The organism is Paraburkholderia hospita, from assembly GCF_002902965.1.
GTDB lineage: Bacteria > Pseudomonadota > Gammaproteobacteria > Burkholderiales > Burkholderiaceae > Paraburkholderia > Paraburkholderia hospita.
Genome location: NZ_CP026108.1, coordinates 861,909 through 875,288, shown reverse-complemented (window position 1 = coordinate 875,288; position 13,380 = coordinate 861,909). Strand labels below are relative to the sequence as shown.

Genomic DNA, 13,380 nt, shown 5'->3' with positions numbered 1-13,380 from the left:
ATCACGCGGAGGCTCCAGGAGCTCCGCGAGACGGCTCACGCAACCGAGTAGGGTCTCAAATCGAGCCAGCCGGTGTAACGGCGGGGAAGTCCTTCTCGGGGTCGAACACGTTATTGAAGAAGTTCGTCAGAGAATACATGGCGACCAGCGCAACGATCTCCATGACGTTCGCATCCGAATACCCGGCATCGCGGACGGCTTTCAGATCGGCGTCAGTGACCTGGCCGCGTGTCTCGATGACCTTTCGCGCGAACTGGACGGCGGCGTCGCGCTTCGGATCGCTCGCGTGGCCCTTCCGGGCGAGAACGACTTCCTCCGGCGGCAGCTGGGCCATATGCTTGGCCGTAAAGCTGTGAACTGACAGACAGTAGTTGCAGGCATTCACCTCGGAGACAGCCAGACCGATGCTGTCGCGCGTCTTCACGTCGAGCGCCTTACTCAGGGAGCCGAGCAGGGTCGCCCAGGCGTTGAACGCGATCGGGCTTTGTGCGAAGGATGCCATCATGTTCGGAGTGAATCCGATGTTTTTCGTGAAAGCATCGAGAGTAGGTTTCGACTCAGCCGGCACGTTTTCCGGCGATAGCACAATAGTTCTTGGCATATCAGTACTCCTTAAGTAACTTGTTTAACTAATTGAAGGAAGCCCTTGCAGGAACTGTCCGTCGGCTTACTTCGTGCCCAGGCAGGCTCGAAGCTGGTTAGGCCTTCAGGCGGCAAGTGGTCTGTGATCGCCTCTCACCTGCTGGCCTGTTAATCTGTCGCCGCGGTCACCGCTGCGGCGAATCACTCATACCAGGTCCAGTACATCGGCGACGGGACGGCGCGGCTTCTGTGCCCAGTTTCCCGAACGCTCTGCACCTACTGTCAACAACATGACCGGCACTTCATCGTCGGCCAAACCAAACTCACGGTGCACGGCTTCGGCATCGAAACCGATCATCGGCGTAGAACCCAGTCCGAGCGAGCGGGCCGCATAGATCATTGCTGCGGCGCCAAAGGTCCCACTGCGCACTGCCTCGTCTCGCTGACGCTGGGGGTATTCCTTGTACAGACCGCGCGCCGGGATTTCCCATTCCGACACCATCTCCGCGGGCATGACGCCGGCTTCCACAAGAGGAGCCAGGCGATCGGGTATCACGCTGGAATCGGCCAGCTGGCCGCAGACGATGAAGGTAACAGCGGCATCGGTGATCGCAGGCTGATTCCAGGCGATCGGACTCAGCTTGGCCTTGGCCTCGGGCGTGCGAACGGCGATGAAGCGCCAGTTCTGCAAGTGAAAGGACGTTGGCGCCGAGGTGCCGATACGCACCAGTTCGTGAATCTGGTCGTCGCTCAAGGTGGCGGCGGGGTCGTAGTACTTGGCGGCGCTACGGCTCAGGATACATTCAATGACGGCATTGGTCGTGGTAGTTGCGTTGGTCATGCTGATTCCTATGATTTAAGCGACAGGTTCGGCTACAAGGTTGCTTTCGCCCTATGCAGAGCTGTTGTTATTCAATCGCTGTATGCGTTCCGTTGTACTGAGCTCGCCCATTGAAGCCAGTCGAAGGTAACCCGGACGCGGTTTTTCGGGACACGGGCGCTAGCAACGTTGTTGACTCGTACATAGCTATCAGCGGTCCCGCCGCGGGCGGACTCAATGACTGGAACAGGGAACCGGTTCATCGTGCGAGGCTTTCATCAGGTGGTTAAGAGCCTCTACTGTAAGTCCCCCGGCTACCGATTTCGAGACCGCATTTACTCAATCAAATGCCAGAAAGGATCAAATCAACGAAGCAATCCGTTCTTCAATGGCCGTGCGGCTCAGTACGATGTAGTTGCCTCAGTCGAATGCTCGTACATGCAGACGACCGCGGTTTTGCGAGGGCGCTGCGCGAGGGCATCGGGCCGCGACAGCATTGCGAGAGCGTCATGCGGACCGTAGATCAAACGCGAAGCGCATTACGCTCCGTCGCGCGCCTGACTGCGCCATTGCCCTGGTGTCATTCCTATCTTGTCGGTGAAAGCGCGCCGAAATGCCGCCACGGATCGGTATCCGACTGAGTCAGCTACGGCTTCCGTGCTCATCGCCGGCTTCTTGAGCTCATTGGCGGCCCGGCTCATGCGGATGTCGGTGAGCATTTCGCTTGCGGAGCGCCCAAGCTTGTCCTGAAAGTGCCGCATGAAGGTGGCGCGTGACATGCCGCACAAGCCAGCGAGCTCGGGCAGGTTCCACGGCCGCGCTGGATCGGTGAACATGGCGAAAATGGCGGGCGCCAGTCGTGGGTGTCCCGCAAGCGCGAGCAAGCCTGCGGGGGCCTGTTCGGACTCACTTGCTGCGCGTAGCGTGAGTGTGAACAGCGCTGAAGAAAGGGCGTTGAGGATGGCGCGGCCGCCCGGTTTGTCGCTGACGGATTCTTCGCGCATCAGCGCTACAAGACTGGACAGCTGGTTCGAGGCAGATACCGGTCCCTGTTTCGCCGATCCGGCGGCCGCCGCCCGTACCACCAGATTGGTCGGGAGGTAATCGCGAATCAGCCGGTCGTGGGGCGATCCGATGAAAAATCGGCCACATAACATATCGAGACGCTGACCATCGCCATCGTTCTGACTGACCGTCCATCCTGCAGACACCTGGCGATTATAGGTAGGACCCGGTGCATGTCCACTGCCATCATGGAGCACATGGGCTGATCCGCCAGTCAACAGCACGATGTCTCCGCCTACCAGCTCCCTTGTGGTTCCCGCCTCGGGATCCTCAATAATGGCCCGGCCTTTCAGGACGACGTGGTATGGAATTTCATGGGCGGCAGACTTGCCCCAGGCCACTTGCCACGGCGCGCCATAGGCGCAGCGTACTTCCAGCTGGCCAGCGATAGTTATCATTTGCAGGAGATGGCTCAGCCAGTCGACTTGAGACATGTGACCTCATAAATTGAAACGTTCTAACATCCTGCCAACGGGCTTTCTCAGCTTGCGACAGTCTCGTTCTCCCGTTTCGTCCCGGCGAGGAACGTATCGCGGGTTCTTCATCTCGTCTGGACCTACCAAACTGCTTCGCAGATTTAACAGACGCACTTAAAACGATGTCATCGCTAGTTTTGACCAGATGTTACGGGCCACGCGGATCGCGCAGCCCGTAATAAGCGTCCCGTTACCACTGCCCAGCGTCTTAGGCGGGGCAATCTGATCGGAATGACACATCGACTTGACGATCAAATTCGTGCGCGATCAAGTCTTCAACTGTCCTCCTGCCGATGGCAAGGGGAAGAATGCGCAGCGAAGCTCATAGGGAGCAGATACTTGGCGGCCTAGTGTAGATCTACCTGCTTCGTTTTCTAGAGGCGTACGTTGTAGGTTCACGAAGGCGCTTCATTGCGTGCCTGATCGGGTCGCTACGCATCCTCTGACACAAATCCTTGTGAAAAGAAGCGCTGCTGTCCATCTTCGTCAAGCTGACTTAGCACTTCACTTGTCCTCTCGTTAATCAGCATCTCAATTGTTCCGGTGATCGTTCGATCGAAGTGAAATGCAAGACGTTCTAGACTTCGTTTCGTAGCAATAGATACGAGGCAACTGATACGTTCATGTTTTCCTCCAACGCCAAGCCGCCTCTCCCGGTACTGTCGTTGTCGTTCTGAATTTGAAAGTGCCATAGATGGTTTCCCGGTTTTTACAAATGATCGTTTGACGACCCAGTGTCGCGATCGCCGTCCGCGGAATCCTTGTAACGGCCTGCTGCAGGTCGAGTACACATTCCCTGAATATGTTAGTCGGTGCACTCCGCACATATCGCATCCTCCATCGACCACGCGCATTCATATGGGGCAGGACGAATTCGATCAACGGCAGGGTCAACTCAGCGTCGCTGCGTTTTCCGCGATCTCATCATGGACGGTCACGCAGAAGTGCTGTCCGCCGAATCTGCAGTCCGAGGTTCAATTAAACTTTGAATGCTTCATCCTCGCAACGAAATCAAAGTCTCTATTTGAGATACCAGCGTATAGACTGGCTAACGGTGAGGATGGACCGATGCTTGTGCTGTGCCCCGCGTGTTCGGAGTCGGGTCTGACCGCGCTGGAATCATAGAGGCCGACCGGCATATAGGTCTGTATCGTTCAGGGAACGAAACGGATAGGATAAGCTTCGCGCCAAACAACATGCCTTTTCGCTTTTCTGTGCCGATAAGTTGTTCAGAGCTGGTGCCACCCGTGCCTCCTTATCGCCATCGACCCTCTCTCAAATAGAAAAACCATGATGCTCTTGGAGCGTGATGCGAGAAACGCCGCCGTTCAGCAGCGTGTCTCGGTCTTTCCACTCGATATCGATAGCGACCACGTCAGCCCTTCGTTACCAGCACAGAGTCGGGCGTGCGACGAAAGCTGATAGCTAGGCGGTTATAGGCGTTCATCAAGCTAATGGCCATTGTGAGGTCAGAGAGCTCTTTCTCACTGAACACTGCGGCGACGGAAGTGAAATCATCGTCCGGCACATGCGTATCGGCTACCAGGGTTACTGATTCTGCCCATGCCAGCGCCGCTCTCTCACGGTCAGTGAACATCGGTTTCGCCTCACGCCAAGCTTGTACAAGGGCCAGCTTCGCCGGCGTTACGTTCTTCTTGATCAGATCGCGGGTATGCATGTCTAGGCAGTATGCACAACCATTGATCTGGCTCACGCGCAGGTAGACGAGGTCGATGAGCACGTCTTCAAGTCCCGACTCCAGTATGTACCCGTAAACGCCGCCAAACGCCTTCACACCACCAGGCGAGGTTTTTATGTAGTCCAATCTCACTTTCGATCTCCTACTTGACGTTGGTCGTCAGTTGCTTATCATCCGAATCGACAACGAAGACGGCAAGCAGCTTCGCGGGCTCTGTTTTGCTCGCATTACGGCTCACTGCGTGTAGAGAGCCGGGCTCCTCGAAGAAGCTTTCGCCTGCCTTGTAGACGTGCTCCGGCTCGTTGTTCACTTTGCTGACCACGCTTCCTGAAACCACGTATGCGTAAATGAATGCCGATTTGGCATGCGTGTGAGGATGTGAGGCGGCACCGGGAGGGTAGACGACTTCCACGGCCGTAAGCGATTTTCCGGGAATATTCGGTAGCGCTCTTGAGAAATTCGGCTTGACCGTTTCGCCGACGTCTTGAGCCGCAGCGGCACCGGCAAATCCCAAACTCATGGTGACAACAAGGGAAGGAAGAATGCTATGAACTTTCATGATCAGCTCCTTGAACGCTAGAATCATGAACTGTTACAAGTTCACCGAAAAGAACCAAGAACGCAAATTTTTATTGGACCATGGGCTATGACTATTCTGAATCTGACGCTTGACCGTGCGTCCAAAACCTCGCTGTCGGAGCAGATTCGACTGGGCATCGTTGGTGCGATCGAAAATGGAATACTCGTTCCTGGTGCCAGGCTGCCTTCTTGGGTGGACTTGGCTACGCAGCTAGGAGTGGCACGTGGCACAGTCCGGACAGCGTATGAGCGGCTGTCCGATGCGCAGTTGGTCGTTTCATCTCGCGCGGGCGGGACCAGAATCTCCGACCATACGGGCATGGCGCGTCCTTCCGGGGAACCTGCGCGTTCCTTTGAGACGAATCAGCCATCTGCGTTATACCAACACTTCCTGTCCGGGTCTTCCATCTTTCAGAATGGGGTACCAGCGTCGGACTGTTTCCCTCGTATCCTGTTTGCTCGGCTCAGAGCTCGTGCGGCGCGTGACGAGGTCGAAGCGCTCGCGTCCTATCCGGACCCTCGCGGGGAACATCAACTGCGGCGAGAAATCGCGGCCCATCTGGCTCTGTCACGCGGCGTCGAATGTTTGCCCTCCCAAATCTTCATCTCGGGAGGGTTTACAGGGGCGCTTGGTGTTGCACTCCGAGTGATACAACCGGAAGGTCGAAAGGCGTGGGTCGAGAACCCGGGATTTCTCCCCAGTCGTATGGCTTTGGAGCTTTCGCGGCTCGAAACGGTTCCCGTTCCGGTGGACGAAGACGGTCTCGACGTCGCTTACGGCGAACGGCACGCACCGGACGCTGCGATTGCTCTCGTAACGCCCGGGCAGCAGGCGCCTTTAGGTCCCACATTGTCGCTTGCCCGACGCGTTCGGCTCCTGGAATGGGCAGGGAATGCCGATGCCTGGATCATTGAAGACGATTATCTGGGTGAGCTTCAGCTGGGACGGCGCGCCGCGCCCGCCCTTGCATCGTTGGACAGAGCGGGCCGGGTGATTCATATAGGTTCTTTCAGTAAGACCATCAGCCCGACACTTCGGCTCGGATTCGTCGTTGCGCCGGCTTCCCTCGTGTCGCGGTTTGAAGAAGTTGTGGCCTGTCTCGCCACCGCTCCCGGTCCGGCCGTGCAATTGGCGACCGCGGAATTCATGCGAGATGGGCACTATATGCGGCATTTGCGTCGGATGAAGCGAATCTATGCGAGCCGAAGCAACGCGGTTCTGGCGAGTCTGGAAGCCAAGGGGTTGGAGGTCTATCCATCCGGACTTGCAGTGGTGCTCAGGCTTGCCGATGGCGTGGACGATAAGAGGATCGTCCGGGAAGCATATGCCTACGGGCTTGCGCCGGGGCCTTTGTCGCGCTGGTATTGCTCAGAGGACACACAGCGATCGGGGCTACTCCTCGGCGTAGCCACTGCGATTGAACGGCAACTTCCGAATGCGTGTGATCGTTTGCAACAGCTGATCCGGAAGTTCTCATAGGCGCGCCGCGTGCCCGAAGACTTTCTTCGGTATGCGTTGGGGGCATACCCATCGCCGGTTGGTGCAAGCGCATAGATGTCGGATATGAAACTGCACCGGCTTGCTGTGCTCGGCAAACGGCTAATGACCGGCGCTCATGCCACCGTCGACGTGAAGGATTTCCCCTGTGACAAATGGTGCGGAATCAAGAAAGAGAATTGCGTTAGCGATATCGCTCATGTCGCCCATGCGTCCCAATGGATGCAAGGTTCCCAGTGCCTTATGGGTTTCAGGTGGATGCATTGACGACTTGATGATTCCGGGCGCGACGGCGTTCACACGAATCCCTTTCCTCGCGTACTCAATCGCCAGCGACTTCGTAGCCGCGTTTAGACCTCCCTTGGTCAAGGCGGCGAGAACTGAATATACACCGGTGCGCGGAGCGTCAATTACGCTTGCAGTAACGCTAACCACATGGCCGCTCGAATGTCTTTCCATTTCCGCGATGGCGAGCTGAGTGATGTGATAGAAGCCTGACAGATTCACGTTTACCACTGCAGCGTAATCTTCGAGGGTGTGTTCCGTAAATGGTTTGCCGATGTAGATGCCTGCGTTGTTTACCAGCGTGTCGAGCCGGCCGAATCGCGCGATGGTTTCGGAAATGACGCGTTGTGCGGTTGCCGGATCGCCAATATCTCCCGCGATGGCCATAACATTCGCGTCGTCCGACGGTTTGATTGAACGCGCAGTCGCGACAACGCGATAATCAAGCCCTTGAAACATCCTGACTACTTCGCGGCCTATGCCTTGCGATGCACCGGTTACAACCACAACTTTTTGAGATGTGCTGGTCATAGCGACCTCATAAATTTTTGGCGGAGCATAACGAGAGTCTGGTTGGCAGCTCCGCCGCGACCGGACGTGGGTACGTCAATTCGGGTTTAGCACATACCTCAATCTGCCTTGTTTGCTGATGGCAGCCACTGATGGCGCGGCGCATCTGCCCGATTGACGCTTAGGGTAACGCTTACATCATTGAAATCGTAACGTAATCCTTTGTATTTCCGGTGCGAAGTCCGAGCGATTCAGACGGAGCCAGCCGGTGTAACGGCGGGGAAGTCCTTCTCGGGGTCGAACACGTTATTGAAGAAGTTCGTCAGAGAATACATGGCGACCAGCGCGACGATCTCCATGACGTTCGCATCCGAATACCCGGCATCGCGGACGGCTTTCAGATCGGCGTCAGTGACCTGGCCGCGTGTCTCGATGACTTTGCGCGCGAACTGGACGGCGGCGTCGCGCTTCGGATCGCTCGCGTGGCCCTTCCGGGCGAGAACGACTTCCTCCGGCGCCAGCTGGGCCATATGCTTGGCCGTAAAGCTGTGAACTGACAGACAGTAGTTGCAGGCATTCACCTCGGAGACAGCCAGACCGATGCTGTCGCGCGTCTTCACGTCGAGCGCCTTACTCAGGGAGCCGAGCAGGGTCGCCCAGGCGTTGAACGCGATCGGGCTTTGTGCGAAGGATGCCATCATGTTCGGAGTGAATCCGATGTTTTTCGTGAAAGCATCGAGAGTAGGTTTCGACTCAGCCGGCACGTTTTCCGGCGATAGCACAATAGTTCTTGGCATATCAGTACTCCTTAAGTAACTTGTTTAACTAATTGAAGGAAGCCCTTGCAGGAACTGTCCGTCGGCTTACTTCGTGCCCAGGCAGGCTCGAAGCTGGTTAGGCCTTCAGGCGGCAAGTGGTCTGTGATCGCCTCTCACCTGCTGGCCTGTTAATCTGTCGCCGCGGTCACCGCTGCGGCGAATCACTCATACCAGGTCCAGTACATCGGCGACGGGACGGCGCGGCTTCTGTGCCCAGTTTCCCGAACGCTCTGCACCTACTGTCAACAACATGACCGGCACTTCATCGTCGGCCAAACCAAACTCACGGTGCACGGCTTCGGCATCGAAACCGATCATCGGCGTAGAACCCAGTCCAAGTGAGCGGGCCGCATAGATCATTGCTGCGGCGCCAAAGGTCCCACTGCGCACTGCCTCGTCTCGCTGACGCTGGGGGTATTCCTTGTACAGACCGCGCGCCGGGATTTCCCATTCCGACACCATCTCCGCGGGCATGACGCCGTCTTCCACAAGAGGAGCCAGGCGATCGGGTATCACGCTGGAATCGGCCAGCTGGCCGCAGACGATGAAGGTAACAGCGGCATCGGTGATCGCAGGCTGATTCCAGGCGATCGGACTTAGCTTGGCCTTGGCCTCGGGCGTGCGAACGGCGATGAAGCGCCAGTTCTGCAAGTGAAAGGACGTTGGCGCCGAGGTGCCGATACGCACCAGTTCGCGAATCTGGTCGTCGCTCAAGGTGGCGGCGGGGTCGTAGTACTTGGCGGCGCTACGGCTCAGGATACATTCAATGACGGCATTGGTCATGCTGGTTCCGCTAGTAATAGATTGAGGGACAACAGTACTTCCGCAGTATGGGTGCCTGAATATGGTTCGACGTGGTTTCTCCTCCTTTGCTTAGGGATTGCTGTGTGCATGACGCTGTTGCGACTATCCTTCTGCATCGGCAAGCGGACATCGGCGCGTGAATATCGAGGCCCTGCGGCGCTGCACGTGAAGGGTCCCGTTGTGTCGGGCGGCCGCCCCTGGCAGCGCGTCACGGTTCATTGAAGTGTCATACCGGACTGGTTCGCGGCGTCGCGCTGAAGTTGCTCAAGGACGCACATCGCGTCATCGGCAGCTTCCAACGGCACAAAAATGTGATCGTGATAGGTCGCAGCGACCACATTGCAGCTTATTCCGACGGCGCCTAATGCACCGGAGAACGCAGCCGTAAGCCCAGCTGAGGTCAGGTCCGAGCGAAGCAGCAAAGTTATCCACGCTGCACGAAACGAAATCTCTAAATTGAACCGTTCCGCTACGCCGAGCTCTACAAAAACGGTTAGCCCTTCTTGTTCCCGAAAAGTACCGATAATCGCGCTGCCTGGAATACCTTCAGGGGCCATTTCACCCAAAGCGAGACTTACAAACGCGACGCGCTCCTGATTGAGAACTGGAGACATAGAGGCGATAAGTGTTCTCAGATTCGTAGTACTCTCGTGCATGTTTTTGTATCCCATAAAAGACCAAATCGCACGATGAGTAGCGGTCTGGCTGATTGCCGTGGAGCGTCGGCTAGACATTTGGCCATTAAGTGGGACCGCCACTAAATGACTGAAGAGGCGTACAGCTATCCTTCGGATGGATCGGATGCTGACGGTTGTTCGAAGATGCGATATTGAGAAATCCGACTGCGATCCGGAATTTAGGGACGTTGTTAGCGACGTATCTAATAAGTGTACATAGAGAAAACGTATTGTTGGTCCATACCTGAGGATATGAACCCGATACCTTGACGGCCTTGCTGGAATCTTCGACAAACACGACACTGGAGCGAGCCGGGATCATGACTGCGACCGTTTAACGGAACGCACGGATGACAGGATCAACTGTTAATCGATGTGGCCAGGAGGTCGCGCTGCACCGCATCAAAACTCACAGTGGCGGGCTATTGGAATGTGGACCCGGATAACTTCCATAAGTCACCGTTGTGGCACGCTCTAAGTGGCGAATGTTTCGAACAGCCAGGTGCTCTATGAATACAGACGATGAATTCACGTTCGACCTCGAACCCAATGCTTGGGAAGACAATGCGAATGGACAGTCGCCCAGCATGACCGACGACTTCCCTGATATCCCGCCGGGGACCACTGTTCTCAGCCACGGTGTTTCCGCAAATTACGGACGCTACATTTCCAATGTACCGTCGAGTGGTGGAGCGGACACACCACGGAATGCGCCTGAGGGGCGGTCCGCCAACTATGGCTATTACCTAAACCGTAGTCGTGCGCCCGAGCAAGAAAGGCAGGGGACTGTTCTCGCGCAACGGCGCCCTCAGATGTTTCCCCGGCTGAACGATGCGGACGTCGAACGGTTACGTCGGTTTGGGACGATTGAGTCTTGGAAAAGCGGTGAAACCATGTTCAGAGCCGGTGACCCAGGACTGGGAATACGAATTATTTTACGTGGCAGTGTCGTGCTTACCCGGCGAGATGGGCTGGGGCAGTCACAATTTTTGGTTGAACTGGGCGAAGGACAATTCCTTGGGGAGACTGCGCAGCTGACCGGGAAACCGTACCTGGTAGACGGATCTGCGATCAAAGATGTCCGTGCGATTCTGATCTCACCCTCCCAGCTGCGTGCGCTTCTCATAGAGGAGGCACAGCTTGGCGAAATCATCATGCGCGCACTTATACTGCGCCGCGCGGAACTCGTTCAGGACGGCAGTGGACCGGTACTGATCGGGCCATCGACAGATAGCAAGACCTTGGCACTGGAGGGATTTTTTCGGCGGGCGAATCATCCGTACCGGGTGGTTGACACGGAGAGTGATCTGGAAACCGTGAGCGTTCTTTCAAAGCTGCCAGACTGGCGCGAATCGACACCTATCGTGGTGCTGGCCGATGGAACGATATTGCGTTGCCCCGACGAGCCAACTCTCGCTGAAAGGCTCGGGCTTTTGCCAGAATTGACGCCGACGAAGATCTATGATGTAGCGATAGTCGGCGCGGGGCCAGCCGGATTGGCGGCCGCGGTATACGCGGCATCGGAGGGCCTGTCGGTCATTGTGTTTGACTCACACGGTGCCGGAGGACAGGCAGCGGCCAGCGCGCGTATTGAAAACTTTCTCGGCTTTCCTGCTGGAATTTCAGGTCAAGCGTTGGCATATCGGGCGTTTATGCAGGCACTGAAGTTCGGTGCGGAAATCTCGATTCCATCGGAAATCTTGAAGCTGGAGTGCGCGGCATCGCCGTTTGCAGTGCATCTCACCGGCGGCCGTCTAGTCCGCGCGCACTCAGTCGTGATAGCGAGCGGGGCCTCGTATCGCCGTCCAGATATCGCTGGTCTGGACTTGGCCACTGCCAAAGGCGTCTATTATTGGGCTTCAGCCGTCGAGGCGAAGCTTTGTCAGGGGACGGAAGTTGTACTTGTTGGAGGGGGAAATTCAGCCGGCCAGGCAATCGTGTACCTCTCGAACTATGCGAGCCATGTCCACGTACTTGTAAGGCGAGGCGGGCTTCAGGAAACTATGTCTCGATATCTGATTGATCGTGTAATGGCGCTACACAATGTAACGATACACACACGTGCGACGATCGAATCGGCGTCCACTGATGAAGACGGGCTCTGCGGGTTGACAGTCAAGGCAAACGGACGTGGCGCGTCTATTTTGACCAGACACCTCTTTTTTTTCACTGGTGCCGATCCAAATACTCAGTGGCTTCGCGAATGCGAAGTAGAAGTCGACGATAGAGGATTCGTTTTAACAAGGACTGCTGATGCATCTGATCCTGTTCGTTGCCTCACATTTCAGACCAATGTGCCGGGTATTTTCGCGATAGGTGACGTGCGCTCCTCGTCTATCAAGCGAGTCTCGGCCGCGGTCGGAGAAGGTGCGGCTGTCATATCGGAAATTCATTCGATGCTCACGCGAGCGAGTGTGCATTGAACACGTCGCGCCGAGCGATCCTTTAGCTAGGTTAAAGTCTTGGTGGGTTATGAAGTGCGCGGCATAGCAACAGACAGTTCTGCGCTGTATCTGCTTCGATGGCGCATTGATTTTGTCGCGAAAGACAGTTGGATCCATACTGTCATCTAAGGCATTGGTTTTCGCTCACATAGAAAACTGCTTGTCGGAACCGGGTGGTGGCCTACGCAGTTCGGCGCAACCGCATGAGTGGTGCGGGGCTGCGTATCGCCTCATCTGACTGATGCGTAACGCCCGCAGCTTACGCGCGGCGGCGATTTCGCCGCCGGTAGCGTCGAGCGTCCGGTCTGGATGCCAAATCCGGAGACGGTGTTCGTTCTGAGGTTGCGGCGCCTGCCCATGCCTATCTGGTGTCTATGCCATTGCTTGACATAGACACCAGATTTATTCTCAGACTAACCGGCATAAGGGACGCCATTGGTTGATTTGGTCTATCGAGACATTGCAGCCGTCTCATGGGCGCCGCTCGGTGCCAATTGAATTGATTTCATCAGAAGGCAGGCGGACGCCGCGAGAAGAACAAGGTCCTTAAGCAAGAATTGCCCGACATCGCCTGATAGCCACGGGAAGCCGCCCAAGGGAGCCGCGGTTACGCCAGGGGTGCTAAACATAAACGTCAAGGTGACGATATAAGTCGCGCATGACATCGCAGCGCCAAGCGCCGAAAAGATCGGGACAAATGCGCCAAGGATCAGGGCGGCAGCCGTCGACAGTTCGAGGACGCCAATCACATCACTCGCACCTTGTACCCCGAATAGGGTATTGAGCCAACCCATAATCGGACTATGTACAATAAACGAAGAGATTCCGTGAGCCTCGTAACTAGTGAACTTCATGCAACCGAACCAAAGAAATATGACCACCAAGGCCCAGCGAAGGAACCCAAGCGGCCAGACCGAAGTGTCATACTTCTCGGCGACATGTACGTTTTTAAGCATATCTTTCGCTCCATTAACTTTGTTTGAGAATTTGGACGAATGAGCCAACGCCTTATGATTCTGTTGTAATCGGGCGTGCGTCGATAAATTGGCTCCTGGCTAGACGACCAAGCAATCTGAACGTCAGCCTGACGCTCAATTCAATCCGAAGCTGTTATAGGTCGGGG

Annotated in this window: 12 protein-coding genes; 2 read left to right on the top strand and 10 right to left on the bottom strand. The window is 56.2% G+C overall.

Translation table 11 applies throughout. From position 1 onward, the window contains the following. Nucleotides 1–55 precede the first annotated feature (55 nt). The 5 genes from C2L64_RS48325 to C2L64_RS48300 all read right to left on the bottom strand — a co-directional run bounded on the left by C2L64_RS48325 (nucleotide 56) and on the right by C2L64_RS48300 (nucleotide 5,201). The gene (locus C2L64_RS48325; RefSeq protein WP_103154263.1) at nucleotides 56–601 is read right to left on the bottom strand and encodes a carboxymuconolactone decarboxylase family protein; all 546 of its coding nucleotides are present in this window, start codon (nucleotides 599–601) and stop codon (nucleotides 56–58) included. Between the two features lie 186 nt (nucleotides 602–787). Next, complete coding sequence (locus C2L64_RS48320) at nucleotides 788–1,423, bottom strand: nitroreductase family protein (RefSeq protein WP_103154262.1); 636 nt, start codon at nucleotides 1,421–1,423, stop codon at nucleotides 788–790. 518 nt (nucleotides 1,424–1,941) lie between these two features. Continuing rightward, a complete protein-coding gene (locus tag C2L64_RS48315) occupies nucleotides 1,942–2,901 on the bottom strand; it encodes an AraC family transcriptional regulator (protein WP_103154261.1) in 960 nt (319 codons plus the stop codon). A 1,417-nt stretch (nucleotides 2,902–4,318) separates the two neighbouring features. Further along, nucleotides 4,319–4,774 carry a carboxymuconolactone decarboxylase family protein gene (locus tag C2L64_RS48305; RefSeq protein WP_086908828.1) on the bottom strand — a complete coding sequence of 152 codons (456 nt, stop codon included), beginning with the start codon at nucleotides 4,772–4,774 and terminating at the stop codon, nucleotides 4,319–4,321. 10 nt (nucleotides 4,775–4,784) lie between these two features. Further along, nucleotides 4,785–5,201, bottom strand: a complete 417-nt coding sequence (locus C2L64_RS48300) for a cupin domain-containing protein (protein ID WP_086908829.1) — start codon at nucleotides 5,199–5,201, stop codon at nucleotides 4,785–4,787. Between the two features lie 87 nt (nucleotides 5,202–5,288). On the opposite strand from C2L64_RS48300, the gene pdxR reads away from it, so the two are divergent. Continuing rightward, complete coding sequence (gene pdxR, locus C2L64_RS48295; RefSeq protein ID WP_103154259.1) at nucleotides 5,289–6,701, top strand: MocR-like pyridoxine biosynthesis transcription factor PdxR; 1,413 nt, start codon at nucleotides 5,289–5,291, stop codon at nucleotides 6,699–6,701. Between the two features lie 120 nt (nucleotides 6,702–6,821). Here the strand turns inward: pdxR and C2L64_RS48290 are convergent, their stop codons facing one another. The 4 genes from C2L64_RS48290 to C2L64_RS48275 form a co-directional block, all read right to left on the bottom strand. Next, nucleotides 6,822–7,535, bottom strand: a complete 714-nt coding sequence (locus C2L64_RS48290) for an SDR family NAD(P)-dependent oxidoreductase (RefSeq protein ID WP_103154258.1) — start codon at nucleotides 7,533–7,535, stop codon at nucleotides 6,822–6,824. A 230-nt stretch (nucleotides 7,536–7,765) separates the two neighbouring features. Beyond that, nucleotides 7,766–8,311 carry a carboxymuconolactone decarboxylase family protein gene (locus C2L64_RS48285; protein WP_103154257.1) on the bottom strand — a complete coding sequence of 182 codons (546 nt, stop codon included), beginning with the start codon at nucleotides 8,309–8,311 and terminating at the stop codon, nucleotides 7,766–7,768. 186 nt (nucleotides 8,312–8,497) lie between these two features. Further along, nucleotides 8,498–9,115 carry a nitroreductase family protein gene (locus C2L64_RS48280; RefSeq protein WP_407671938.1) on the bottom strand — a complete coding sequence of 206 codons (618 nt, stop codon included), beginning with the start codon at nucleotides 9,113–9,115 and terminating at the stop codon, nucleotides 8,498–8,500. 236 nt (nucleotides 9,116–9,351) lie between these two features. Then, nucleotides 9,352–9,792 (bottom strand): ACT domain-containing protein, encoded by a 441-nt coding sequence (locus tag C2L64_RS48275; RefSeq protein ID WP_086908862.1) that lies wholly within the window; start codon nucleotides 9,790–9,792, stop codon nucleotides 9,352–9,354. Between the two features lie 530 nt (nucleotides 9,793–10,322). Between C2L64_RS48275 and C2L64_RS48270 the strand changes: the two genes are divergently transcribed. Beyond that, a complete protein-coding gene (locus C2L64_RS48270; protein WP_158660645.1) occupies nucleotides 10,323–12,236 on the top strand; it encodes an FAD-dependent oxidoreductase in 1,914 nt (637 codons plus the stop codon). A gap of 470 nt (nucleotides 12,237–12,706) precedes the next feature. Here C2L64_RS48270 and C2L64_RS48265 read toward each other — a convergent pair whose 3' ends face one another. Beyond that, nucleotides 12,707–13,213 carry a YkgB family protein gene (locus C2L64_RS48265; RefSeq protein WP_086908838.1) on the bottom strand — a complete coding sequence of 169 codons (507 nt, stop codon included), beginning with the start codon at nucleotides 13,211–13,213 and terminating at the stop codon, nucleotides 12,707–12,709. Nucleotides 13,214–13,380 lie beyond the last annotated feature (167 nt).

Coding starts and splice junctions, on each gene's coding strand:
- C2L64_RS48290 (WP_103154258.1), bottom strand. CDS start 7,535: ATGACCAGCACATCTCAAAAAGTTGTGGTTGTAACCGGTGCATCGCAA.
- C2L64_RS48285 (WP_103154257.1), bottom strand. CDS start 8,311: ATGCCAAGAACTATTGTGCTATCGCCGGAAAACGTGCCGGCTGAGTCG.
- C2L64_RS48270 (WP_158660645.1), top strand. CDS start 10,323: ATGAATACAGACGATGAATTCACGTTCGACCTCGAACCCAATGCTTGG.
- pdxR (WP_103154259.1), top strand. CDS start 5,289: ATGACTATTCTGAATCTGACGCTTGACCGTGCGTCCAAAACCTCGCTG.
- C2L64_RS48320 (WP_103154262.1), bottom strand. CDS start 1,423: ATGACCAACGCAACTACCACGACCAATGCCGTCATTGAATGTATCCTG.
- C2L64_RS48275 (WP_086908862.1), bottom strand. CDS start 9,792: ATGCACGAGAGTACTACGAATCTGAGAACACTTATCGCCTCTATGTCT.
- C2L64_RS48315 (WP_103154261.1), bottom strand. CDS start 2,901: ATGTCTCAAGTCGACTGGCTGAGCCATCTCCTGCAAATGATAACTATC.
- C2L64_RS48300 (WP_086908829.1), bottom strand. CDS start 5,201: ATGAAAGTTCATAGCATTCTTCCTTCCCTTGTTGTCACCATGAGTTTG.
- C2L64_RS48265 (WP_086908838.1), bottom strand. CDS start 13,213: ATGCTTAAAAACGTACATGTCGCCGAGAAGTATGACACTTCGGTCTGG.
- C2L64_RS48325 (WP_103154263.1), bottom strand. CDS start 601: ATGCCAAGAACTATTGTGCTATCGCCGGAAAACGTGCCGGCTGAGTCG.
- C2L64_RS48280 (WP_407671938.1), bottom strand. CDS start 9,115: ATGACCAATGCCGTCATTGAATGTATCCTGAGCCGTAGCGCCGCCAAG.